This is a genomic window from Paenibacillus sp. 19GGS1-52, from assembly GCF_022369515.1.
GTDB lineage: Bacteria > Bacillota > Bacilli > Paenibacillales > Paenibacillaceae > Paenibacillus_AQ.
On sequence record NZ_CP059724.1, the window covers coordinates 4,956,755 to 4,981,894 of the forward strand.

19 protein-coding genes are annotated in these 25,140 nt (G+C 43.5%); 1 reads left to right on the top strand and 18 read right to left on the bottom strand.

Translation table 11 applies throughout. The annotated features are described in order from the left end of the window. Window positions 1–392 precede the first annotated feature (392 nt). From H1230_RS23130 to H1230_RS23155, 6 genes are all read right to left on the bottom strand, one after another. Entirely contained in the window at window positions 393–1,430 is a 1,038-nt protein-coding gene (locus H1230_RS23130) for a CapA family protein (protein WP_239717506.1), read from the bottom strand. Between the two features lie 11 nt (window positions 1,431–1,441). Next, window positions 1,442–1,906 carry a YfbM family protein gene (locus H1230_RS23135; protein WP_239712216.1) on the bottom strand — a complete coding sequence of 155 codons (465 nt, stop codon included), beginning with the start codon at window positions 1,904–1,906 and terminating at the stop codon, window positions 1,442–1,444. Window positions 1,907–1,992: 86 nt separating this feature from the next. Continuing rightward, on the bottom strand, window positions 1,993–2,652 hold the full coding sequence (locus H1230_RS23140; RefSeq protein WP_239712217.1) for a class I SAM-dependent methyltransferase: 660 nt from the start codon (window positions 2,650–2,652) through the stop codon (window positions 1,993–1,995). 167 nt (window positions 2,653–2,819) lie between these two features. Further along, complete coding sequence (locus H1230_RS23145) at window positions 2,820–3,842, bottom strand: SDR family oxidoreductase (RefSeq protein WP_239712218.1); 1,023 nt, start codon at window positions 3,840–3,842, stop codon at window positions 2,820–2,822. After that, window positions 3,839–4,696: an NAD-dependent epimerase/dehydratase family protein gene (locus tag H1230_RS23150; protein ID WP_239712219.1), complete on the bottom strand. Its 858-nt coding sequence runs from the start codon at window positions 4,694–4,696 to the stop codon at window positions 3,839–3,841. The genes H1230_RS23145 and H1230_RS23150 overlap by 4 nt, the downstream gene beginning before the upstream one ends. Window positions 4,697–4,724: 28 nt before the next feature. Further along, a complete protein-coding gene (locus H1230_RS23155; RefSeq protein ID WP_239712220.1) occupies window positions 4,725–5,663 on the bottom strand; it encodes an aldo/keto reductase family protein in 939 nt (312 codons plus the stop codon). A 173-nt stretch (window positions 5,664–5,836) separates the two neighbouring features. Between H1230_RS23155 and H1230_RS23160 the strand changes: the two genes are divergently transcribed. Next, window positions 5,837–6,181, top strand: a complete 345-nt coding sequence (locus tag H1230_RS23160; RefSeq protein WP_239712221.1) for a winged helix-turn-helix transcriptional regulator — start codon at window positions 5,837–5,839, stop codon at window positions 6,179–6,181. A 111-nt stretch (window positions 6,182–6,292) separates the two neighbouring features. Here the strand turns inward: H1230_RS23160 and H1230_RS23165 are convergent, their stop codons facing one another. From H1230_RS23165 to H1230_RS23220, 12 genes are all read right to left on the bottom strand, one after another. After that, window positions 6,293–6,568: a PqqD family protein gene (locus H1230_RS23165; RefSeq protein WP_239712222.1), complete on the bottom strand. Its 276-nt coding sequence runs from the start codon at window positions 6,566–6,568 to the stop codon at window positions 6,293–6,295. Between the two features lie 3 nt (window positions 6,569–6,571). Then, window positions 6,572–7,387 (bottom strand): hypothetical protein, encoded by an 816-nt coding sequence (locus H1230_RS23170; protein WP_239712223.1) that lies wholly within the window; start codon window positions 7,385–7,387, stop codon window positions 6,572–6,574. Window positions 7,388–7,410: 23 nt separating this feature from the next. Beyond that, window positions 7,411–8,202, bottom strand: coding sequence for an ABC transporter permease (locus H1230_RS23175; RefSeq protein ID WP_239712224.1), 792 nt, complete (start codon window positions 8,200–8,202; stop codon window positions 7,411–7,413). Window position 8,203: 1 nt separating this feature from the next. Then, window positions 8,204–8,989 (bottom strand): ABC transporter permease, encoded by a 786-nt coding sequence (locus H1230_RS23180; RefSeq protein WP_239712225.1) that lies wholly within the window; start codon window positions 8,987–8,989, stop codon window positions 8,204–8,206. Continuing rightward, on the bottom strand, window positions 8,986–9,963 hold the full coding sequence (locus H1230_RS23185) for an ABC transporter ATP-binding protein (RefSeq protein ID WP_239712226.1): 978 nt from the start codon (window positions 9,961–9,963) through the stop codon (window positions 8,986–8,988). Before H1230_RS23185 ends, H1230_RS23180 begins: the two co-directional genes overlap by 4 nt. Then, window positions 9,963–10,700 carry a CPBP family glutamic-type intramembrane protease gene (locus H1230_RS23190; RefSeq protein ID WP_239712227.1) on the bottom strand — a complete coding sequence of 246 codons (738 nt, stop codon included), beginning with the start codon at window positions 10,698–10,700 and terminating at the stop codon, window positions 9,963–9,965. Before H1230_RS23190 ends, H1230_RS23185 begins: the two co-directional genes overlap by 1 nt. Window positions 10,701–10,835: 135 nt before the next feature. Further along, window positions 10,836–11,879, bottom strand: coding sequence for a hypothetical protein (locus tag H1230_RS23195; protein WP_239712228.1), 1,044 nt, complete (start codon window positions 11,877–11,879; stop codon window positions 10,836–10,838). A gap of 25 nt (window positions 11,880–11,904) precedes the next feature. Next, window positions 11,905–12,906: a radical SAM protein gene (locus tag H1230_RS23200; RefSeq protein WP_239712229.1), complete on the bottom strand. Its 1,002-nt coding sequence runs from the start codon at window positions 12,904–12,906 to the stop codon at window positions 11,905–11,907. Continuing rightward, window positions 12,906–13,523, bottom strand: coding sequence for a histidine phosphatase family protein (locus tag H1230_RS23205; protein WP_239712230.1), 618 nt, complete (start codon window positions 13,521–13,523; stop codon window positions 12,906–12,908). The genes H1230_RS23200 and H1230_RS23205 overlap by 1 nt, the downstream gene beginning before the upstream one ends. 339 nt (window positions 13,524–13,862) lie before the next feature. Next, window positions 13,863–16,742 carry an S-layer homology domain-containing protein gene (locus H1230_RS23210; RefSeq protein WP_239712231.1) on the bottom strand — a complete coding sequence of 960 codons (2,880 nt, stop codon included), beginning with the start codon at window positions 16,740–16,742 and terminating at the stop codon, window positions 13,863–13,865. Between the two features lie 279 nt (window positions 16,743–17,021). Then, entirely contained in the window at window positions 17,022–21,344 is a 4,323-nt protein-coding gene (locus H1230_RS23215; RefSeq protein WP_239712232.1) for an S-layer homology domain-containing protein, read from the bottom strand. Window positions 21,345–21,623: 279 nt separating this feature from the next. After that, complete coding sequence (locus H1230_RS23220; protein WP_239712233.1) at window positions 21,624–25,076, bottom strand: S-layer homology domain-containing protein; 3,453 nt, start codon at window positions 25,074–25,076, stop codon at window positions 21,624–21,626. Window positions 25,077–25,140: the final 64 nt, after the last annotated feature.

The window sequence follows — 25,140 nt, forward strand, 5'->3', positions numbered from 1 at the left end:
CTGACGCTTTTCCGCAATCGTTCCGTTCTCTCCGCTGCTTTCAGCGGAAAGCATACCTAAATCTTAAATAAGCAAGTCTTAACCGCCCAAGAGGAGTTATCCTCCTACAAAATGAGGCATAGCCTCTCCTTTTAAACTGATTACAAAAAACGGCAAGTCTCCTATTACTGGAGACTTGCCGTTTGGCTTTTTAATGCTTCAGTTTGCTTTCCCGACTCAAACTTGATTCCTAAAACAGAAAGCTACTTCATTTTAATGAAGGTTGAATTACTTATTGTAAGATTTAAGATTAGTCAAACTGATGTCAGTGGAGACAACAGCGATTGGAGCAACGTTCCGTTCTCGGAGCGCCCGCTCAGAACACGCATCTTGTACATGGCCACTTGTCCTCATTAAAGCTTCTTTTCAGTCACGTTACCGTTACCATCAATAATTGCGTTGAAAGAGAGTTTGTTCATCAGCTTAATGGTCTCTTTATTGTAAGCAGCGCCCATGAAATTGGGCTGGCCGCCTATGATTTTGACGGGTGTAATCTTGCCGTTCAGCTTGGAACCGTCGATGGCGATATTTACCAGCATGGAATGCAGCGTCTTCTCTCCACCACGCGTAGAACGGTTAAATACAAAGTTGCCTAATGAATAATAGATCGGCTTATGCTTATAGAATTCAACACCCATCAGGCAGTGGCTATGTGCACCAACGATAATATCCGCTCCGCTGTCAATCATCTGTTTAGCCAACTTTCGAGCGTATTGCTCGGGATAATCCTTAAATTCTTCATTCCAATGGATGTACACGATTGTATAATCATTGTCTTTAGCCGACTTCTTAATTGCACTGAGCATAGGTTCAGGTGTATAGGCCGAAGCCGCACCGGGATTGTTGGCACCAGCGTACCATGAAGCATTCGACAATACACGACTTAAACCCAGAATAGCAACCTTTTTTCCTTTTACCGTCTTGATGTAGGGTTTATATGCCTGTTCTATATTTCGGCCAGCGCCTGTATGAGCAATCTTGTATTTATCCAAATGTATCAGAGTATCCAGCATGGCGTCTTTACCAAAATCCAGAATATGATTATTGGCAAGAGACACTCCGTCAATTCCTGCATAAACCAGTCCGCTTAGTGCTGTTGGTTTAGAGCGAAAGGCAAATGTTTTCTCGGCCGGTTTGCCTCTTGTCGATACAGGTGTCTCCAGATTGGCAAAGGCGATATCAGCCTTTTGTAAAGTTGGTGCAACTTTGACGAATGGAAAGTTCGCTCCGTATCTGGCAATTTGTTCACCGACAAAACCGTCCAACAGAATATCGCCTACAAAAGTAATATTAATACGGTCTGCCGATGCTGCCGATGCCTTGCTTGATGACATAGCTGCAGGAAAAATCAGTAACAAGATAACTGTAATGATTGTAAATCTCCGCAAGATTTAGACCCCTTTTATAAAATATAAAATATAATATTCTGTTCTTCGGCAGCTGTTAGAGTATAAAAATCCCGGATAGCCACAAAATTCTCATAAATATAATCAAAAAACTCCTCAGAGTCGTCATCCTCCGTTAGTGGATAGACCCCTTGCTCTACCATTTCAGCGAAATTGTATTGTTCCCGCAGCTCGGCTGCCGTAATCTGCTCTACCGCAGCCAGAGCTTCCCTGATCTGTCCCGGATTCAGAGCAAACGCCTCAACATCCGATAAATGTCCGATATAATTACTGGATATCGGGATGATATACCCAAGTGGCGGCTCACCTTCAGCAATACTGCCACACAATACATAATGTAGTGCCTGCCAAGATTTATCGATATCTAAACCTACTTCAAGGCTATGAATGCTTAACTCCTGACTCTTGATTGCCTGAAGCACTTCCGAGCTTACAGCTATAAATTGACCTGTCATCCCCATGAGCATTAGCCTCCTATCATCAGTATCTACTAATCTATTCTACTATACTGGGAGGAGGTATCCTAATGAGCGCTAATACAAGTATCTTAAACTCCTGATTTTTTCAGCACAGCCCGGAAGCAATTCAGTCCACCCCAGGAGTTCGTATGCACTGCATCGTCAGGCAACTCAAAATCGGTCTCGCCCCAGTACTGAAAGCCGGCCTTCATTAGAAGATCATTCATAAGCGGAAGGTTGATCGTTGGATAATCAAAGGTCAGCACCAGCAAGCCCTCTCCATTTAATGTTCTATGGAATTCCTGCAACGTTCGAATTGTATCCTCAAGCGTCAGGTGTTCCAGCACGGAGATGCAAAAAATAGTGTCAAAGCTCTCATCATCGTAAGGAAGTGCGGTCAGATTGGCTTGTATCAAGTCCAGATTAGGAATGTGTTCTGCTTGAACAAGCCTCGCTGCTTCAAGTCCAATATCATAGGTGATTTCCTCCAAGATAGCCTCTCTTGAGACAATCCTGCTGTCGATATCACAAGCATGAACTTCGGCGCAAACTCCGGCAAGATAGAACTTCAGGGGGTGAGAAATGCCGCAAGCGGCATCCAGTACTACTCCATGAGGTGAGATGAAATTAATGCACCACTCGTATTCAAAAGGGCGGCTCCACCATGATTCCGGCAAATCAAAAATCAAATGATCACGACGTGCATCGGAGTTCACAAAAAAACGGGAGACGTATGGGTGTGTTGGCATGGCCAGGACTCCTTTTACGGGGAATTTCGGTAGTGAAAGTATATTCGGATTTCTTTGATTCATACCATAACCTTACATAGACCATGGACAATAAAAAAGACAGCTGATTACCCTTGGAAGGGATCTGCTGTCTTTTGCACCTTATATGAATTAGCTAAGTCTGAGTTCTAATTGTAGTAAGAAAGCGGCTTTGCTTCGACACCATGTTTCTGAATCAGGTCATCTAGCTGTGTGGCCCATTCCGGATCTACGGTACACAGCTCCGGATGATCATCAAACCAGGCAATGGTCTGCTTGACTCCTTCAGCAAATGGGACTGTAGCCTGAAAGTCCGGCACCAACCGTTTAATCTTGCTATTATCAAATACACTGCTTACTGATTTGTCACCAATCAGCCCGTCTATTGTGTCATCAGAGGTGAAAGCAGCGATGAAATCTGTGGACATATGCACAACCTTAGGTTCTGCTCCGGCTGCTTCTCCGATAGCTGCATAAATCTGATTCCAATTCAGAACTTCGTCTGAGGTGATATGAATGGCCTCTCCGATAGCGTCCGCATGTCCCAACAATCCGACAAACCCTTTGGCAAAATCCGAGTTATGGGTCAGAGTCCACAACGAAGTGCCGTCACCATGAATGACGAGGGGCAAGCCCTTGCGAATGCGGTCCACAAGTGCCCATGGATGCTCCCAACTGGTGAGTGACGCCGGTATCGCTGTATCTCCATAAGTATGAGAGGGACGAACAATGGTAACCGGAAAATTGCTGCTGTGGTATGCTTCCAGCAATAATTCTTCACAGGCAATTTTATCACGCGAATACTGCCAGTAAGGATTCTCAAGCGGGGTCTCTTCCGTAATGAGATAGTTCCGTTGTGGCTTCTGGTAGGCAGAAGCGGAGCTGATATAAATATACTGTTTTGTTTTGCCAGTAAACAGTTCAATATCTGTCTGCACATGATCCGGTGTAAAAGCGATCCAGTCAACGACAACATCGAACTCATAATCCTTGAGCGCTTCTGCAGACTCTGCCTGATTGCGGATATCGCCTCTGATTACCTTCGTACCTTCCGGTACGAACTCGTCACGTTGGCCTCTATTAAATAAATACAGCTCCACCCCGCGCTCCACGGCTAGCCGTGATACTGCTTGGCTGATCAATCCCGTGCCGCCGATAAATAATACCTTCATGCTTCACTCTCCTTAACATAATCCCGCCAAGCATGCTTAGGCTGCCAGTTCAGCAGCTTCTTGGCTTTCGCATTGCTGAGTAGCGTCTCATAACCCTCAAATGGCTGACGGAAATCTGTCACCTCTGGAAAACGTGCGGCCATTAAATCTCGGCTTGAAACTGCCATGCTCGTATCATCCGCCGCTATATTAAGTGCCACAGACCCCAGTCCTTCGGCTTCGATCGCCAACTGGCAGGCCTCTGCAACATCCCTTGTGTCAATATAGCTCCACAGAATCCGGTCACGCTGCTCAGGATCATGAATAAAGGACGGGAAACGTTCGTAAGCCGAAGGATCAATAACATTTCCGATTCTAAGCGAAACGACCTGCATACCCGTTCTGTGGTGGAACATATCTGCCGTCTGCTCGTTCACAATTTTGGACAGACCGTAGCTATCTTGGGGCAACTGAGGATGATCCTCGTCAACCGGCACATATTGTGGACCAAAGCGATTGACTGCAAAAACAATCCCGTAGGAGGATTCACTAGAAGCGATAACCGCTTTTCGAATACCGAGCCCTGCAGCAGCCTCCAAAATATTGTAAGTAGACATGACATTATTCTGGAATGTGACCTCGTTCGTCTTAATATGTGCGGCCGGTATGGCAGCCAAATGCACCACTGCATCAGCACCTGCCAGTACACCATACACTTCACCCAGATTATTTAAATCAGCAACGAGGGTATGGCAAAGTGGGTCAGCAGGTTTTTGCGTATCTACGTTTACAACCTCATAGCCCTGCTCTACAAAATGCCGCACTACCCATTTCCCCAACATTCCGCTTCCACCAGTAATAACAACCTTAGTCATGTTCTTATTCTCCTTTTGTAGGATAAGACTAACTAATAATATCCTCAATTTGCTTCAACACTTCATCTGTAAGCTCTATACCAGAAGCTTTAACATTCTCCTCAACCTGTTCTGGACGACTCGCACCAACAAGCGCACTGGCTACATTCGGCTGACGTAAGATCCAAGCCAAGGCCAGATTTCCGACTGAAATATTCAGTTCAGCAGCAATTGTGCCCAACTGGCGGACTTGTTCGATCTTTTCTTCTGTAATGCCTTTGCGCATCCAATCCAGCTTAGCCGCACGGCTATCTGCAGGAATGTCAGATATGGAACTGTATTTACCAGTCAGCAATCCTTGCGCTAGCGGAGAGAACACAACCTGTCCAATACCCTTCCGCTGCCCAAGCGGGATAATCTCTTTCTCGATATAACGCTCAAACATATTATAAATAGGTTGATTGACGACAATGTGATCGAGCAGGTAACGATCCGCTACAGCCAGCGCTTCCGCCATTTGTGCAGCCGTCCATTCACTAACACCAATGTAATACACTTTGCCTTGGCGAACCAGATCATCCAGTGCACGCAAGGTCTCCTCTATCGGAGTCTCCGTATCATAACGGTGGCAATAGAGAATATCCACATAATCTTCACCGAGCCGCTTTAAGCTGGCATGACACTGCTCTGTGATATGCTTACGGGAAAGTCCACGATCATTAGGTCCTTCACCCATATCACCATATACTTTTGTTGCCAATACATAAGATTCGCGCGGATATCCACGTAATGTCTCACCCAATACCTTTTCCGCTGCACCCTTCTCATATACATTAGCTGTATCGAAAAAATTAACACCTAATTCGTAAGCGGTTTCAATGGCTTTGACAGCATTCTCCTTCTCTACATATCCTCCGTATGTCAGCCAGCTGCCTAAGCTGATTTCACTAACTTTAAGACCGGTTCCACCTAGTCTGCGATATTTCATCCGTATTGCTCCTCTCAATATCCTACTGTTATCATTAGTAGGGTTGCTTCAAGTTCATATTCATTCTAGAATAGTTTATATATAATAGAAAGAAGTGAAAAATAGTTTATTATATGATCCCTAATATAGTTGCTATACTCTAGTATAGTAACACCGGAGCAGGAGGAGATTCCTTGAAAACGGTTAAATCTGCCAGTAATTATATCCCCAAGAGCCCTGTTACAATTGAATGTAATGTGGAAAAAACACTAAATGTGCTAGGTGGAAAATGGGCGTTCCTGGTTCTGCGAGAATTGTTCGATGGAACCCAGCGTTTCGGAGCGCTGCAGCGCAAAATTGACAATGTCAGCCCTCGTGCCCTGACTACTACTCTGCGCCATCTAGAGGAGCAAGGTGTACTTGAACGCCATGTTTTTCCGACCGTCCCAGTCACAGTAGAATATTCCTTAACGCCAAAAGGCGAGGATTTGCACCAAATCCTGAAAGAAATGAAGCTGTGGTCAGCCAAATGGACGTAACGGCCGCAAACCTATCTTTTTAATAATTCAAAAAATCCCCTTCGAGTAACAGTTGCTATACTGCTGACTCAAGGGGGTTTTTCGATACATGAAATCATATAATTATTCAGCTTAAAGGGCCTGCTCAGATTCTAGAATAGCATGAATTTCCAAGAAAAAAGCAAACAACTCCTCAACATCATTTACCGCTTCGATATAATTGCAAGAGTAGGCCTGAGTCATATTCTCCGCGATTTGAGATGCCTGATTCAGACCATTAATATGATCCCATATGGTTACGGCAGTATCATTGAGCGTATAGGCTTTACCATTACCGAATAATATCGTTTGCCCTCCTATAACTCGTTTGCGAAAATGTATTGATTTCTTATAAAGAATATCATCCATCAATTAGAATTCTCCCTTCTGCCCGATCCCGTCAATTATAAAATTAATAAACTCTAACAGCCGCTCTGCCTGTTTTCCAATCTCCTGTCTATCCATATTTGAACAATGAAACAAGAGCTGATTTACTCTTTTGAGAATAAAGGCAGCCTCAGGGTCCTCTAGAGCCAACGAATTCAAAAGAATATAGGTCCACTTTTTCTTGTCCAACGTCCGTTGTTTAGAGAATAAGAATGCCTGCACTGCTTTGAAAAGAGCGTCATGTGCAATAATATAAGCGGTCTCGAATTGTGAGATTTCCAGATTTCCCAGAATATCATCATAGTCATTATCAATACTATTAATCAGCTTTCTACTCATAAATTTGCAAAACTTCGCTTGATCCAGCCGATTGCGAGCTTGAAAATAACTCTGCTGATTAAAAATAGGCTTACTTACAATAAAACGATGTAATAACGATGTCACATCATCAAGAGAGTAGCCAACAATATCAATTTGATTATTAGTCCTTATACTCAAATCTTCGAAATTCAGTGCCTTTACTTGTTTAAGCAAACTTTCTACCACGGCCTCCGGCCAATATTCGATATCGCAATTGACTCCTTGTACCGTAACAAAAGTGGTCTTCACATCGTCGTTGTTATAGACAATTTCTTCGATATCGTTTAAGGAGTGAAATTCTTTCTTAATAACAAACACATCTAGATCTGATTTTGAATTACCAATTCCTTGGATCAGCGATCCACTCAAAAAAACATAATCCTCATCATTAAGAGCAATCGCTTTTAACAACTCCTCTTTAATCTCATCAATATTAAGCATCCGGTTAGCTCCTTAACTTAAATTTAGTAGGAATCCAAGCTAGCTCTGACTTTGGATATTCGCTCAAATAAATGGAGAAGTAAATAGCCCAAACCAAAGTAACCTAGGCCCAAAAGAAGCTCTTTAATGATATGGCTGAATACAAGTGCTGAAAACCCATCACTATTTAATAATTGACAAGCAACAATCCCGTTAGTAAGCGGCAGGAAGCCCGAGATATGCTGAATCCATATGGGAAGATGTGACAGAGGAACTACAGCACCGCTGAACAGCCAAAGAACAAACATGCATAGATTCATAATTAAATTCAGATCCCGTACAATATAACCGGCTGAACCGATTAATAGACCAAATCCCATTGCAGAAAACATACTGCATAAAATAATGATCGTTAGAAATCCAAAATCAGGAGTAAACACATTCACATGAAAAACTAGCAGGCTAAAGATAAATCCCATTAATACGGATAAACATCCATCAATAATATGCATAAATGCTCGTCCTATAAATACAAAGAATTTATTAGCCGTGGAGGCTATGACCAGGGTTAATGTGCCAAAGCGCCTTTCCTGCGTAATCACAAAACCGACCCCGAATAATGCATTATAAGCACATAATAAAAAAGAATTTCCGATTATATAGCTAGTCATTTTTTCGTCGCCGTAAATATACCGGGATAGCAGCACCAAAAAAGATAGCTGGCAGAGGGGGTTTGCTATCTTGATTAGAATAAAAGTTTTGAAATCCATAAAACCGTACAATGCTTTATAGGATAATAACGATTGCCGAAAAAACCTTGCAAGATTAGTCCCCATCTCAATGCACTCCCAGAGTTCCTTTTTCTCTTATTAAACTATTGAAATTTTTATAGAACAGTACCATTAAAGCTAGATATATCACATTCAGCAAACTAAATACGCTTAACTTCCATATGAAATCCGGGTAGCTCAGATTGCCTGACATACTCTCTTTTAGCAGATCCGTGGACCAGGTTGGAGATAAAATATAAGAAAACCATTGCAACCCTTTGGGCAAAAGTGTAACGGGGAATACAACTCCACACAAAATAAAAACAGGGTACTCTAAACAGTTCATAAATACTCTGGAATTCCTCGAAAGAGTGAAAAGTAAGGCTAACAGTAGGGAAATAATGATAAAGGATAAAATAGTTACGATAGCGGATGAGATAAAAAGCAGTGGCTGTCCTATTGTGACCCTAAACCCTAGCAATCCCGTTACACAGACGATACTAATCACAACGGAGAACAGACCTAAGGCGATGTTTCCCAATACCTTTCCCAAATAAATAATTCTGAAATCACTTGGCACAGTGTATATCGTTTCTAAAGTACCCATATATCTTTCACGTTCAATATCACTTGCAGAGGAATAAATCATTGAACTCCACAGATTCATGATCCCGGTTCCGATAATAATACGTTCACCGATGTCTGAAAGCTCGGAACGATTATACATAAAGTAAAGCAGTAGGGAATAAAACAATGGCTGTAGAATAATGACAAACCGGAAGGTAGGTCTGGAGAAGCTTTGCTTCATGTGGATAATAAAGCTAGCACAAATTGTCCTTAATATGTATTTCATGAGGACTCCTTGACATAACTGATATAAATGTCTTCCAAACTAGCCTCTTTCATTTCTATTCCTTTGATTTCGTAATCAGATAAATAACCGATTATTGCTTTCATTACGGCTGAAGGGTTAACCGAAAGTATTTTAAGCAGATCCCATTCGTCTTTCCTCTGTCTCTGCACAGAAGAGGATTCTCCGATTTCGGATATAATTTGTTCAACAGTTGAATCCGATAATGGACTCACCTTAATTTCGAGCATTGAAGCCTCATTTTTACCCTTTTTTATATTCGCAGTCGTGTCCAGGGCAAGTATTTTCCCTTTATCCATGATTGCGAGTCTATCGCACAATTCATCAGCCTCATACATGTAATGGGTTGTAATAACAATTGTTTTGCCTTTTTGGGATAGATTCTTCACAATATTTCTCAGTTCCTTGGCACCCACTGGGTCTAGGCCTATCGTAGGTTCATCCATAAACAAAATTTCAGGATCATTTACAAGACCTCTCGCAATTTGCAATCTTTGCTTCATGCCCTTAGAGAAATTTTCTACTCGTTCGTCTCCCCGTTCCTCCAACCCAACCAATTTAAGCAATTCGGGAATCCTCTCTTCTTTGACCTTTTTCGGGATCTTATAAAGATCTGAGAAGTAGAGCAAATTATCCCTCGCGCTGAGTCTCCAATACAGATTGCGTTCCCCACCATATATGAAATTAATAAGGGGTCTAAGCAGCTTTTCTTCACCAAACGGCTTATATCCCAGCACTTCGACTTCCCCTCCTGAAGGAGCAAGCAGGGTTGTAAGAATCTTAATGGTAGTTGTCTTTCCCGCCCCATTAGGTCCAAGTAAACCAAATATTTCTCCTCGTTTTACCTCAAAGGAAATATCATTGATTGCATGCGTAGTCTTTTTCACTTTTTTAAAAATACCATTATTGAACGTATAATCTCTTTTCAAATTACGAACCTTAATTACAGTGTCCATCACAACAACTCTTTTCTATCAACGTTGACACTGAAAATATGTATATACCTTAAATTAAGGATGATCCTCGGCGAATTATAAACCAAATGCGCCAGAATAGATGGCAGCAAAGAATGAGAAAGAATAAATAGTTCGCCAGAGGTTAGCCCAAACAGAATCTGGATAATAAAATCATACGAACTAAAACGGTTAGACCACTGGGTTCCATAATGTGAGAGAAAGAAGAGAAAAGCACCTAAAAACAAATTAATCACATATAACTCTCCAACCGTGATCATAACAAATCTAAAAAAATACTCTTCAGCAACTGGTGCAGCAATTAGCAAAATGATCGTTGACCACAGATCAATTCGTTCTTTGACTGGTGATAAAGCTATAAAATCAGCGGATAATATGACTTTCCATTCCTTCAACTTAGGCAAAATAAAGGCTAGTCCAATAATTATTCCCACGCCAGACCAGATAGTCCAATATTCAAAATACGTCTCCGGATATTTACCTATTGCCAACGGTACCAGCATAGGAAGGATATAAAAGCTTCTTCTAATCAAAAGTGAACTTGCTCTATACTTCTGGGAGCGAATTCTGCGCACATTGCCCATAATTAGAATCTGTAGCGTCCATAGTGCACAAAATTCACTATATCCAGAATCTGATATGGACATTAGCAGCAATAAAAAGATACTTGCCCATAGCAGATTTTCTCTACCGTTCATATAGTTGCTTTCCTTAATCATTTCACACCCCCAGAGAACAACTAGGGTGACAATAATAGCATATCGCCACCCTGGTTATTCCTTCTGCTAGTTACTGCTCATGCATAAGAGCAGCTGGAATTTTGATCTCAGTTGCCTTTGGTTTATTATACTTTTTCATGTTATCACCCCCTTTTGGGATTCGATCAGTTCAAATAGCTTAACAATAGTTGTCTGTATATCCTCGTCTACTTCCAAAAAAAGAATGTTCGGAAAAGCTTTGAGCCTATCGAACATATTTAAACAATTAGAAAAAGACATCTGTTTATCCTGTTGCAGGCCATGCCAGTTCATTGAATAGGTATCCTGCGGCGTGAAGCAGTTCAAAGCGAGAATATCCTGCAAATCTGCAGATTCATTCTTATTGAGCAGAACTATCATGTAAGTAAGAGGTGAGCTGGAGACTCTTCTGTCCACGCCTATTTGTGAAGGCAGCAGCTGCAACTTCGAATGAATTCTTCCCAACGTGGTATCATCAATCTCTGCATAATCAGTTGGAAAGAGATGAGTAGTGTGCTCAAAGTTCTTAATGGTTTTATAGGTCAAATTATAGTAAGTTGGCCACCCATAAACTGTGAACTTCCCTTCCTGTTCCTGTAAATATATACGGTCTCTGGAGACTTCCGAATATCCATAATCATAGATTAAATTCAAAGACAAGGTAGTTTTCCCCTTCCCTTTATCTCCCATAAAAATAATTCCTTCATTGTTACTGTTCATGACTGCAGAAGCATGGTACATTATGGCTCCTGTTTCTTTTTCAATCATAACTTTCACAAAATCTCTGGTAACTCGGATTCCGTCTCTGGATAACATGGAGATATCTTTATTCAATATTTTGATATGTTTTGTGAAATAATTCACTATATAGACGCTTTTGGTGAGTTGATTATAAACATATCGAACATACCCTTTATCTAAGTAAAATCCTTGTTCATTAAAAGCAGGCTTATCGCTACTATGAATAGAAATCCGTTCACCTTTCTCCAAGATAGTACCTATCTCTGGCGAATGTTCCTCTAGCAGCTCCACTATGAAATGACATTTCCCTTCTGTTTCTGACGGTTTAAAGTAGTCCTCCAGAAATGGAAATATGAATGCTTCCAGAGCTTCAGAACAAACAAGTCCCCAGATGATACTGAGGTAAGACAACCTTTTCATCTGATCCATCATCTCCTAAGAAATCCTACTTAATGTTGGCTCGAAACGCTTTGTAATCGGGAATGTGGTAACTCGGATAAGTAATTGATCCATCCTCCAACCCTCTTTTTACTCCAAAGGATTGAAGAAATTTGTCTAGCTTCTCATCGTAATTGGAATTTGCAATGTTGATGGTCGGAAAGCCTGCTGTGTAACAAGCTGCTAAATCGCCTCCGGGACTGATACGAAGAGATTTGCAGTTCTGCTTAACACAGAAATAACCTCTTGTATGGTGGTACACTATTGCAATAGGAGTTTTATAATTGTTTACTGTCCAATAATCACAAGCCCAATTATTACCTTTCACATTGTTGGCAGGCATAAGACTTCCGAGTTCCTTTTGCAGAAACTCTTCCAGCTCACGTTTGGAGACATGGTTGTCCAGAAAGAAGTCACCCGGCTGTTCGGACGTGGAGAATGGAAGTAGTTCCATTAAGCGCAGAATAATTTCATGTTCCTGACAAAACTCGATCATTGTTAATATTTCATTGAAGTTATACCTTCTCAGAACAACCATATTTATCTTTATAGATTCAAAGACTGATTTACTTATAGCAATACCTCGGAGCACCTTTTCTAAATGATCCGTTTGGCTGATATTATGAAATATATCGGGGTTAATGGAGTCAACGCTTATGTTTACCCGCTTTACTCCAACTTCACTTAAATCCTCGGCGTATTTATACAGAAGTGAACCATTTGTTGTCAAATAATAATTAAGATGATGACCGTTATTCTTGACCGTTCTTAACACTTCTACAAGTGAAGGTAACAGTAAAGGTTCACCACCCGTAATATGCACGTCTTTAATTCCCAGTTCGGCCGAAATCGTTAGAATTTCAATTAAATCTTGAGAGGTTAAATCATTCTTTTGCCCACATTCTCCTTCAGGATTACAGTACACGCAGCGGTAATTACACTGCGGTGTAACCCCAATTCGTAATAGATAACCTATTCCCACTGCTAATTCCTCTGCACACTTTGCCATTACAACTCGCTCCTCTTCATCACAAATCCTTGTTTATATTCCTTCTCGTGTATTCTGGAATAACAAATCTTATTCCCTTCTATGCAATAGATATATTCATTAGGTACGTCCATAGCCAAAACCTTATCTATATCCAGGTTACAGAGCAGCTTAATTAGAATTTTGTTGATTGCTTTGTGTGCTACAATCACTGCGTTTTCCTTAATATAAAGTCTTGAAATCTGGTCGGTAAAATATTGCAGCCTTCCTTCCAAATCTTCGTAGTTTTCCCCGCCGGGATAACAGAACCTATAACGGGATAGCTTATCCGAATCTTTTTCACTTCTTCTTGAAAGTTCGGATTTGTGAACTCCCTCTGCTGTACCACAGCATTTTTCCGTCAGACAATCTTCAAGTATGATAGGAATCTGGTGCCTACCCGAAATGAATTTCGCTGTATTATAGGCTCTGCCAAGTGGACTGGAGAACAATGCATTCACCTTTATACCATAAAAGAAGTGTGACAGTAGTATTGCTTGTTGAATACCTTCTTTTGTTAATTCAGAGTCCTTTCTCCCTTGAACAATATTTTGTGATGACCACCGCGTTTCTCCATGTCTTGCAATATAAATAGCCAAGTTTACCCCCTTAAGTTAAAGCGAAAACGCCTTAAATCGATGAAATGTTTTTATTTACCATATTATACATTTGGTACACTGTATTTCAATATATTTATTTGTATTTTTATGTAATAAAAAGTAAATAAAAGTCGAAAGTAAAGACCATTATGTGAACTGAATTTAGTTATATATTTGTGGAGCACGATATCAATGGCTTCTGTTACTAAAACACAAATAACAAGGCAACTTCTCACTCTTTTCTGATAGTTAATCTTATCCACAGCAAAAAGACTGTCCCAAATCTATAATAACTTGGGACAGCCCCTGAGACCCTTTTTTCTAATACATGTTCCTAATTCACTTGTTCAGTTGTGCCAATAATTTCAGCAGCACCGTCACAGCCTCAGCTCTTGTAGCAGAGTCTTGAGGGGCGAACTCGTTGTCCCCTTTTCCTTGCACCATCCCGGCTTGCTTCACGAAATCCACGCTGGCTTTCGCCCATGCTGGAATATCTTTGTCATCGGCGAAGCTTGTGGTCAGCTTGACTTCGGTAGACTCACCCAGCGCTTTGGCGAGGATGACGGCCATCTCGGCGCGTGTAATTTCTGCATTCGGACGGAAACCGCCGTCCTCATACCCTGTAATAATGCCTGCTCGCACCGCTTGTGCGATTGCCGTCTGCGCCCATGCTCCGATTTTTGCTGTATCTGTGAAGGTCAATTGAGCTCCTGCGTCTTGCGTTTTCAGCACTTTCATCAGCATCACTGCGAATTCCGCACGTGTCACCGTACGATTCGGCTGGAACGTTCCGTCTAGGTAACCCTTAACCATCCCAATGCTCAGCGCTTGTTTGATGCTTGCTTCTGCCCAATGTCCTGCGACATCGCTGAAGTTGATTTCCGTAGGTGTGTCTGTTACGGGCTCGTTTACTGGTAATCCCGTCGCTTTGTCTACACTAAGTACTGCATATTTCCCTAAATGATTGACCTCTATTAGGATGTGATTCCCTTCGATCTTGCCACCTGCTACTTCAACCCATGCTTTCCTCACTTCGTCATAGTAGAATACCGCTGCCTTCTGGTTGCTGTTCATGAGAGTTGGATCAAACGTAAAGTTCATTGTGACCGGTTTACTGAAGTCCTCCGCAAAGTTTTTCGTAATCTCGTACATAGGGCTGAGTAGGATCTCGTTATTCGCGAAAAGAATTTGAGAGTCCAATACTTTTTTGATCGTTAATATCAGCTCTTTGTTTATCGCTCCTACGGGAATAGAGATCTTAATAGCATCCTCGAAACTAACCTCGCCTGCTTGGTTTACAGGAAGCGTTAATGTGCCATTCGTGCTGGTAACGTTGCTGTTGCTTGGTGTTGTCGAAGTACTGCCAGTGCTAATAAGCTGTGTTGTTGGGAAAACGGCAGTCACAACACCCGAATTTGCTATGTTCGTCGTTGTTGCTCCAACTACACTGAAGAAATTAGCAGGCACTCCCGTTAATGTATATCCTTCCTTTGGAGTGATGGTAATCGTTGCAGTGTAGGCTGTTCCTTGGGCAAATAGTGTCGTCGTTGGCGACCAGCTAAGTGTTGCTGTGTATTCTGCTGAATACGTTACGGTAGTTACCGGCTTTGCTCCGGTTACTGGCGCTGTTACTCCAGCTATGACTCCTGTTGTGATAAGCGCTGCTGTTGCCGGGAATACCGCGGTTACAACTCCTGAATCCGCTTCATTCGTCGTTATTGCTCCAGCTACAGTGAAGGAGTTCGCAGGCACTCCTGTTAATGTATATCCTGCCTTTGGGGTAATTGTAATTGTCGCGGTGTACGCTGTTTCTGGGACAAATAATGTCGCCGTTGGCGACCAGCTAACCGTTGCGGTATATTCTGCCGAATACGTTACGGCAGTTACTGGCGTTGCCCCAGTTATTGGCGCTGTAACTCCATATATAGCTCCTGTTGGGATAGGTAAGATCTTGATATTCTTGGCATCTACATTCCGAATTTGTTCAGTAGACTCCTGTTGATTAGTTGTTTCTTTTACTCGAACATAAATCATATCACCCAACTCGACAACAATATTGTCCACGCTTGTATCTGTAATCGACGTGTACGTACCTGTGTTTACTTTATACTCCATCCCACTCGTCACGCCGGTTAACTTTGTTGTTCCTGCATTCGTTCCTGGTGCCAAGGCTATAAACGCCCATAATTTGGGGTATTCGCCTGAAAGCATATACCAATCTTCGCTAAAGTTCCAATCACTAAATGTGTTTGGAACTTGCATTTCTTCGGTTGTTTTACCAGTGCCATTCCCTGTATCCGACTGCCCCGTTGTGCTGCTATCGTAGAAGCTGTAGTTAACTACGACGCCATAGCTGTTGTTATAACCAAGCAACCCACCCACATATCGATTTCCACTCACACTTCCTGTAGCGTAACTGTTGTTGATAATTCCGAGTCTGTCGTAACCAGACAAACCGCCCACAAATTGATCTCCACTCACACTTCCTGTGGCGTAACTGTTGCTGATAGTTCCTTCGTTTTCACTAACCAAACCGCCCATATAGGCAAATCCACTCACACCTCCTGTGGCGTAACTTTTGCTGATGGTTCCGCCATTATAACCAACCAAGCCGCCCATATTTCTATACCCGCTCACACTTCCTGCGGCGTAACTGCTACTGATGGTTCCGCTGTTAAAGCCAACCAAGCCGCCCGCAGTACTATCTCCTTCCACACTTCCTGTGACATAACTGTTGCTGATAGTTCCGAGGTTAAAACCAACCAAGCCGCCTACGTATGTCCCACCTTTCACATCAATATCTTTCAGATTCATATTGGTCATAATCCCCCCAATTGCTCCGAATAACCCGATGTAATATCCTTGCTTATCAATCTTCAGGTTTGTGATTGTATATCCATTGCCATTCATGTTCACCACAAACAAATGAACGATATTTTGATTTGTTGTTCCTATCGGCTCCCAATTTGCATAACTACTCAAATCAATATCCGCTGTCAACTCAAAAAAAATATCCGCGTCTACATGATTTCTAACTTCATTAAGCTGATCAGCCGTAGCGATCTGATAGGGATCGCTTGCTGTACCCGTTCCTCCAGCGAAGTCCGCCGTTGCAGCATAAGCCTTCCCTCCGCTTGGCCCAATAACTCCCGACATTCCACCCATTACCATTAATACCACCAGGAACATCGCCAATCCTTTTTTATACACCCTATACATTGCTTTTCCTCCTCTATAACTACTTAACTTCGTATAAATTTCACGAGAAAATCTGAACTCCTATGCTCCATTGTGTTATTTATCATTGTGTCACCCTACTATAAGCCTTTCAGCGCAAAAAAGTACCTCCCCATTTGGGGAGGTACACGTAAAAATTTGCGATTCCTCAGATAATCTAACTAATTTTTGGAAATTGACTCGTCTTGGAGAGTACCCTGCTTGATGATTTATGAAATATACCCTATGCATTCCAGAATGATGTTCGCTATATTTTCTCTGTTAGTTACTCAGTTGTGCCAATATTTTCAGCAAAACCGTTACTGCTTCAGCTCTTGTAGCAGGGTCTTGAGGAGCAAACTCGTTATGGCCTTTGCCTTGCACAATACCGGCTTGCGTCACGAATTCCACACTGGATTTCGCCCATGCTGGAATATTCAAATCGTCAGAGAAGCGGAAGGTCAGCTTAACTTCGGTTGATTTACCCAGCGCTTTGGCGAGGATGACTGCCATCTCGGCGCGTGTAATTTCCGCATTCGGACGGAAAGCGCCGTCCTCATAGCCTGTAATCATGCCTGCTTGCACCGCTTGCGCGATTGCTGTCTGCGCCCAAGCTCCAATTTTTGCTGTATCGGTGAAGGTCAATTGCGCTCCTGCGTCTTGCGTTTTCAGTACATTCATCAGCATCACCGCGAATTCCGCACGTGTCACCGTACGATTCGGCTGGAACGTTCCGTCTAGGTAACCTTTGACCATTCCAATGCTCACGGCTTGTTTGATGCTTGCTTCTGCCCAATGTCCTGCGACATCGCTGAAGTTAATTTCCGTGGGGACGTCTATTGTTGGCATCTCAGTCGCTTCGTCTACAGCCAATACCGCAAACTTCGTAAAGTGATTGCTATCTACAGTGATTTTATTACCGCTGATCTTGCCGCCAATCTCCACCCAAACCTTTTTCAATTCGTCATAATAGAATACGGACGCCTTTTGGTTGCTCTTTAGTTGGCTTGGATCAAACGTAAAGTTCAGCGTTACCGGTTTATTGAAGTTCTCCGAGAAGTTTTTCAGCATTTCGAATACAGGGCTGAGGAGAATCTCGTTATTCATGAGAAGCCTCTGAGTGTCCAGTACCTTATCGATCGTTAATTTCAGTTCTTCATCTATCGCTCCTACGGGAATAGAGATCTTAACGGCATCCTCAAAGTTAACTTCGCCTGATTGGTTTAGTGGAAGCGTTAATGTACCATTCGTGCTGGTAACCATGGGGTTACTTGGTGTTATTGAAGTACTGCCAGTGCCAGTGCCAGTGCCAGTACCAGTGCTAACAGGCTGTGTTGCCGGGAATACCGCCATCACAATGCCCGAATCGGCTGCATTCGTCGTTGTTGCTCCGGCAACGGTGAAGAAGTTTGCAGGCACTCCTGCTAATGTATGTCCTGCTCTTGGAGTGATTATTATTAATGCTGTATAGGCTGTTTCTCCAACAAATAATGTCGTCGTTGGCAACCAAGTAAGTGTTGCTGTATATTCTGCCGAATAGGTTACCATAGTTACCGGTGTCGCCCCTGTTACTGGTGCCGTTACACCAGCTATCCCTGCAGTTGTGATGGGAACTATTGTCACAGGAACTTCTGTGACCGGTGTTGCTTCTGTCGCCGGAAATCCTACGACTACAACACCGGAATCCGCTCCATTCGTCGTTGTTGCTCCGGCTACGGTGAAGAAATCGGCTGGCACTCCCGTTAAGGTATATCCTACTCTGGGAGTGATTATTATTAATGCGGTGTAGGCTGTTCCTCCAACAAATAATGTCGTCGTTGGTAACCAACTAAGTGTTGCTGTATATTCCGCTGAATACGTTACCGTAGTTACCGGCGTTGCCCCTGTTACTGGCGCTGTTACACCAGCTATCCTGGCAGTTGCAATAGGGACGGTTATCACAGGGACTTCTGTGACCGGTGTTGCTTCTGTCGCCGGAAATTCTGCGGTAACAACACCGGAATTCACTCCATTCTTCGTTGTTGCACCAGCTACAGTGAAGAAGTTTGCTGGCACTCCCGTTAAGGTATATCCTGCTCTGGGCGTGATTATTATTAATGCGGTGTAAGCTGTTCCACCCATAAATAATGTCGGCGTTGGCAACCAAGTCAGTGTGGCTGTATATTCAGCCGAATTCGTTACCATAGTTACTGGCGTTGCCCCTGTTACTGGCACTGTTACACCACCTATGGCTCCTGTTGCGATAGGTAGCGCTGCCGTTGTCGGAAATTCCGCAATCACAACGCCTGAATCCGCATCATTCTTCGTTGTTGCTCCAGCGACAGTGAAGAAGTTTGCAGGCACACTCTTTAAGGTATATCCTGCTTTGGGGGTGAGGGTAATCGTTGCTGTATAAATTTCTACTCCTGCAAATTTTGTATCGACTGCAGGCGACCAGGTTATTGCGGCTGTATATTGTGCTGTATCTGCTATTGTCGTTACGGGCGTTGACCCTGCAATTGGCGCTGTCACACCAACTATGGCTCCTGTTGTAATTGGGATGGCTGCCGTGGCTGGGAATTTCGCGGTTATAACGCCTGAATCCGCATCATTCGTTGTCGTTGTTGATCCGGCTACGGTGAAGGCGTCTGTAGGCACACCTATTAAGGTGTATCCCGCTTTGGGGCTGATGGTAATCGTTGCTGTATAGATTTCTGCTCCTGCAAATGTTGCCTTTACTGCAGGCGACCAGGTTAGCGAGGCTGTATATTGTGCTGTATCTGCTATTGTCGTTACTGGAGCTACCCCTGCAATTGGCGCTGTCACACCAACTATGGCTCCTGTTGCGATAGGGACCGCTGCCGTGGCTGGGAATTTTGCGGTTATAACGCCTGAATCCGCATCATTCTTCGTTATTGCTCCAGCCACCGTGAAGGCGTCTGCAGGCACACCCGTTAAGGTATATCCTAATTTGGGGGTGATGGTAATAGTTGCTGTATAGATTTCTGCTCCTGCGAATTTCGCATCCACTACAGGCGACCAGATTAGCGAGGCTGTATATTGTGCCGTGTCTGCTATTACAGCTACTGGCGTTTCCCCTGCTACCGGCGCTGTCACTCCAATAATGGCTCCTGTTGCGATAGGGAGCGCTGCCGTTGCCGGGAATTCCGCATATACCATGTTGGAATTCGCTCCATTCTTCGTTGTTGCTCCAGCGACGGTGAAGAAGTTTGCAGGCACACTTGTTAAGGTATATCCTGCTTTGGGAGTGATGGTAATCATTGCTGTATAGGCTACCGCTCTGGCAAAAATTGCATCTCCAGGGAACCAGGTTAGCGAAGCTGTATATTGTTCTGTGTCTGTTATTGTAGATACTGGCGTTTCCCCGGCTACGGGTGCCGTCACTCCTTCTATGGATTTTATAGCTATAGGTACTAAGGTTTTTGGGAAAATGGCTGTTATAACGCCTGAACCAGCTTCATTCGTTGTGATTGCTCCGTCTACGGTGAAGAAATTTTTAGGCACACCCTTTAATGTATGTACGGAGTCAGGCGTAATTATAATCGTTGCTATATATTCTGTTCCTCCATCAAATACTGTAGTCGTTGGCGACCAGCTAATGGTTGCTGTGTATTCTGCCGTAGCCTTTATTACGGATACTGGCGTATCGCCTGGTATTGGCGCTGATATGCCAGCTATCGCTGCTGCAATAGAGTTAATTGGAGTTTGAGTAGTATTATCGAACCCAACCAACCCACCCACTGAAGCTGTTCCACTTACACTTCCGGTGGCATAACTATTGCTGATGGTTCCGAAATCATCTTGAAACCCAACCAATCCACCTACAAGTAAATCTCCACTCACACTTCCGGTGGCGTAACTATTACTGATGGTTCCAGAGTTATTACCGACCAATCCACCTAATGTTGCATCTCCACTCACACTTCCGGTGGCGTAACTGTTGTCGATGGTCCCATAATTAATACCAGCCAAACCTCCCGAATTATAAGGCTTATCACCATTCGGTTGCAGAATGCCATTCACAGTAACTGTGGCGTAGCTATTGCTGATGGTTCCACCCCCGTTGTTTAGAGACACCAACCCACCTGCCCCACTAGATCCACTCACATGTCCTGTGACATGGCTATTGCTAATGGTTCCATTGTTCATTCCTGCCAATCCGCCCACTGCTTGACCTTTAACCTCTACATCTTCCAATATCATATGAGAAACCTCAGCATACTGGTTTATTGCTCCGAACAATCCTGCAGCAACATATCCTGTACTTTCTAACTTCAGATTAGTGATTGTATACCCATTTCCATCCATTCTCCCTTTAAATGGGAACCCAACAACATAACCTATCGGTTCCCAATTTGCGTAACTACTCAAATCAATATCCGCTGTCAACTTAAAATAAAGGCCCGCACCTAAATAATCTCTAACCAAATCTAGCTGATCAGCGGTTGCGATCTGATAAGGATCGCCTGCTGCACCCGTTCCTCCAGCAAAGCCTCCCGCAGCATAAGCCGTCCCTCCACCAGATACTATCACTCCTGATATTCCACCCATTACCATTAACAACACCAGAATGATTGATATTCCTTTTTTAAACACTGTATTCATTCTACTTCCTCCTCTAAAACTACTAAATACTGAATATATTCATATAAAAATCCTAATAACCCATTCCATTGTGTCATTCCTCATTGCACTCACCTCACTATAACTCTATTCGCACAAAAAAATACCTCCCCATTTGGGGAGGTAAGGGTAAAAAATTTATGATTTCTAAGAAGATTTTACTATTTTTTGAAATCCGCTAGTCATGGAGAATATTCTGCCTGATGATTTAATTCAATTCACCCTAACCATTCTTGAATGATGTTCGCTATAGTTCCTCTATCACTTGTTCAGTTGTGCCAATAATTTCAAAAGTACCGTTACAGCCTCAGCTCTTGTAGCAGAGTCTTGCGGGGCGAACTCATTGTCCCCTTTTCCTCGCACTATTCCCTCTTGCTTCACGAAATCCACACTGGATTTCGCCCACGCTGGAATATCTTTGTCATCGGCGAAGCTTGTGGTTAGCTTAACTTCGCTAGACTTACCCAGCGCTTTTGCGAGGATGACTGCCATCTCGGCGCGTGTAATTTCTGCATTCGGACGGAGACCACCGTCCTCATAGCCTGTAATCATGCCAGCTTGCACCGCTTGCGCGATTGCTGTCTGCGCCCACGCTCCGATTGTTGCTGTATCTGTGAACGTTAGTTGTGTGCCTGCTCCTTGTGGCTTGAGCACATTCATCAGCATCACCGCGAATTCCGCACGGGTCACCGTATGATTCGGTTGGAACGTTCCGTCTTGGTAACCCTTGACCATTCCAATGCTCACGGCTTGCTTGATGCTTGCTTCTGCCCAATGTCCTGCGACATCGCTGAAGTTGATTTCCGTAGATGTGTCCGTTACTGGCACTCTTACTGGCAATCCCGTCGCTTCGTCTACACTAAGTACTGCATATTTCCCTAAATGATTGACCTCTACAATAATGCGATTCCCTTCGATCTTGCCACCTGCTACTTCAACCCACGCTTTCTTCACTTCGTCATAGTAGAATACCACTTCCTTTTGGTTACTTTTTACAAGGGTTGGATCAAAGGCAATGTTCAACGTAACCGGTTTACTGAAGTCCTCCGCAAAGTTTTTCGTAATCTCGTATACAGGGCTGAGCAGGATCTCTTTATTCGCCAAAAGAATCTGAGTATCCAGCACCTTGTGGATAGATAATATCAGTTCTTTGGCAACTGCTCCTGTGGGAATAGAGATCTTAACGACATTCTCGAAGCTAACCTCGCCTGCTTGGTTTACCGGAAGTGTTAATGTACCATTCGTGCTGGTAACGATGCTGTTGCTTGGTGTTGTCGAAGTACCACCAGTGCTAATAAGCTGTGTCGCCGGGAATACGGCGGTCACAACTCCTGAGTCCGCTGCATTCGTCGTTGTTGCTCCGGCTACACTGAAGAAATTAGCAGGCACTCCCGTCAATGTAAATCCTGCCTTTGGAGCGATTGTTATCGTTGCGGTGTAGGCTGTTCCTTGGACAAATATTGTCGTTGTTGGCGACCAGCTAACCGTTGCGGTATATTCCGCCGAATACGTTACCGTCGTTACCGGTATTACTCCGATTACTGGTGCTGTCACTCCAGCTATCCCTGCTGTTGCGATGGGGACGATTGTCACAGGTACTTCTGTGACAGGTATTGCTGCCGTCGCCGGGAATACGGCGGTCACTATGCCTGAACCCGCATCATTCGTTGTTGTTGCTCCGGCTACGGTGAAGAAGTTGGCAGGCACCCCCGTTAAGGTGTACCCTGCTTTGGGGGTGATTGCAATTGTCGCAGTGTAAGCTGTTTCTGGGGCAAATAATGTCGTCGCTGGCGACCAGCTAACCGTTGCGGTGTATTCTGACGAATACGTTACGGCAGTTACTGGCGTTGCCCCGGCTATCGGTGTAGTCACTCCAGCTATGGCTCCTGTACTAATAGATACTGTGGCGGTCGCCGGGAATTCGGCGATCACAACGCCGGAATCCGCATTATTCGTTGTCTGTATTGCTCCAGCTACAGTGAAGGAGTTCGCAGGCACTCCTGTTAATGTATATCCTGCTTTGGGGGTGATTGTAATCTTGGCTGTATAGGCTACTGCTCCTGCAAAGGTTGCATCTACTGGGGACCAGTCTATCGATGCTGTATATGTTGTATCCGCTATTGCCGTAACTGGCGTTGCCCCGGCTACCGGTACAGTCACTCCAGCTATGGTTCCTGTTGCAATTAATTTCATGATATCCCCGGCATCTACATTCAACATTTGTTCATTGGAAGCCGGCTGAATTGTTGTTTCCTTTACTCGAATATAAATCCGATCCCCTACCTCGACAGCAATGTTGTCGACGCTTGTATCCACAATCGTCGTGTACGAGCCTGTGTTGACTTTATACTCCATCCCACTCATCACGCCGGTTAACTTCGTTGTTCCTGGAATGGCTGTTCCAACCGTCAACACCGCTGTTTGTGGTGCTGCTGCTGACTTAATATTTATTTTTTCGGCCGTGAATATTTTTGCGATTGAATTAGGTGATGCTACACGGACGAGGATCTCATCACCTGAATCCACAGTAATATTATCGACAGAACTACCCGAAATTGCCGTGTAATTGGCAGCGTCCATCGAATACTCCATACCATTCGGAATATTATTCAACTTCGTTGTTCCCGCATTCGTTCCTGGTGTCAAGACTATAAACGCCCATAATTGAGGATATTGACCTGAAAACATATACCAATCTTCACTGAAATTCCAATCACTAAATGTGGTTGGATTTTGCATTTCTGCGGTTGTTTTACCAGTGCCTTTATCTATATCCGACTGTACTGTTGTGTCGCTATCATAGAAGCTGTGGTTGATGGTTGCATAGCCAGATTTGATACCAACCAAGCCGCCCACATATTGATTTCCATTCACTTTCCCTGTGGCGTAACTGTTGCTGATGCTTGTAAAATAATCGAGTATACCAACCAAACCGCCCACATATTGATTTCCATTCACACTTCCGGTGGCGTAACTGTTGCTGATACTACATGGAATATTATTTATCATAGTCCTACCAACTAAGCCGCCCACGGTGTTATATCCTTTCACAATTTCCGTGGTGTAACTGTTGCTGATATTTCCAACGTTAATGCCAGCTAAGCCGCCCACATTGTCACCTCCACTCACATTTCCGGTGGCATAACTATTACTGATAGTTCCAGGGTTATCTCCCACCAAGCCGCCCACACCGTCACCTCCACTCACACTTCCGGTGGCGGAACTATTACTGATGGTTCCTTCGTTAATTCCCACTAAGCCACCCACACTGGATCCGCCTTCCACCATAATATCTTCCAGAATTACATTGGAAATTTTCCCTATATTCGCTCCGAACAATCCGCTACCACCTCCTGCTTGGTTTACAATCATCAAATTTGTGATTTTAAATCCATTGCCGTCCATGTTCCCATAGAACCTTAAATTAAAGTTGTATGAGTCATATGTTCCTATCGGCTCCCAATTCGCATAACTACTCAAATCAATATCCGCTGTCAACTCAAAATAAAGCCCCGCCTCTAAATGATTCCTAACCTCATTCAACTGATCCGCCGTTGCAATCTGGTAGGGATCACTTGCTGAACCATCTCCTCCAGCGAAGCCTCCCGCAGCATGAGCCGTCCCTCCATTAGGTGCAACTACCCCCGATACCACACCCATTACGATTAATATCACCAGGAAGATCGATATCCCTTTTTTATACACTCTATGCATTCTATTTCCTCCTCCATCACTACTTAACTTCGTATAATTTTCATGATAATTTCCAAACTGTAAG

Coding starts and splice junctions, on each gene's coding strand:
- H1230_RS23135 (WP_239712216.1), bottom strand. CDS start 1,906: ATGGGGATGACAGGTCAATTTATAGCTGTAAGCTCGGAAGTGCTTCAG.
- H1230_RS23140 (WP_239712217.1), bottom strand. CDS start 2,652: ATGCCAACACACCCATACGTCTCCCGTTTTTTTGTGAACTCCGATGCA.
- H1230_RS23145 (WP_239712218.1), bottom strand. CDS start 3,842: ATGAAGGTATTATTTATCGGCGGCACGGGATTGATCAGCCAAGCAGTA.
- H1230_RS23150 (WP_239712219.1), bottom strand. CDS start 4,696: ATGACTAAGGTTGTTATTACTGGTGGAAGCGGAATGTTGGGGAAATGG.
- H1230_RS23155 (WP_239712220.1), bottom strand. CDS start 5,663: ATGAAATATCGCAGACTAGGTGGAACCGGTCTTAAAGTTAGTGAAATC.
- H1230_RS23165 (WP_239712222.1), bottom strand. CDS start 6,568: ATGGATGATATTCTTTATAAGAAATCAATACATTTTCGCAAACGAGTT.
- H1230_RS23170 (WP_239712223.1), bottom strand. CDS start 7,387: ATGCTTAATATTGATGAGATTAAAGAGGAGTTGTTAAAAGCGATTGCT.
- H1230_RS23175 (WP_239712224.1), bottom strand. CDS start 8,202: ATGGGGACTAATCTTGCAAGGTTTTTTCGGCAATCGTTATTATCCTAT.
- H1230_RS23180 (WP_239712225.1), bottom strand. CDS start 8,989: ATGAAATACATATTAAGGACAATTTGTGCTAGCTTTATTATCCACATG.
- H1230_RS23185 (WP_239712226.1), bottom strand. CDS start 9,963: ATGGACACTGTAATTAAGGTTCGTAATTTGAAAAGAGATTATACGTTC.
- H1230_RS23190 (WP_239712227.1), bottom strand. CDS start 10,700: ATGATTAAGGAAAGCAACTATATGAACGGTAGAGAAAATCTGCTATGG.
- H1230_RS23195 (WP_239712228.1), bottom strand. CDS start 11,879: ATGAAAAGGTTGTCTTACCTCAGTATCATCTGGGGACTTGTTTGTTCT.
- H1230_RS23200 (WP_239712229.1), bottom strand. CDS start 12,906: ATGGCAAAGTGTGCAGAGGAATTAGCAGTGGGAATAGGTTATCTATTA.
- H1230_RS23210 (WP_239712231.1), bottom strand. CDS start 16,742: ATGTATAGGGTGTATAAAAAAGGATTGGCGATGTTCCTGGTGGTATTA.
- H1230_RS23215 (WP_239712232.1), bottom strand. CDS start 21,344: ATGAATACAGTGTTTAAAAAAGGAATATCAATCATTCTGGTGTTGTTA.
- H1230_RS23220 (WP_239712233.1), bottom strand. CDS start 25,076: ATGCATAGAGTGTATAAAAAAGGGATATCGATCTTCCTGGTGATATTA.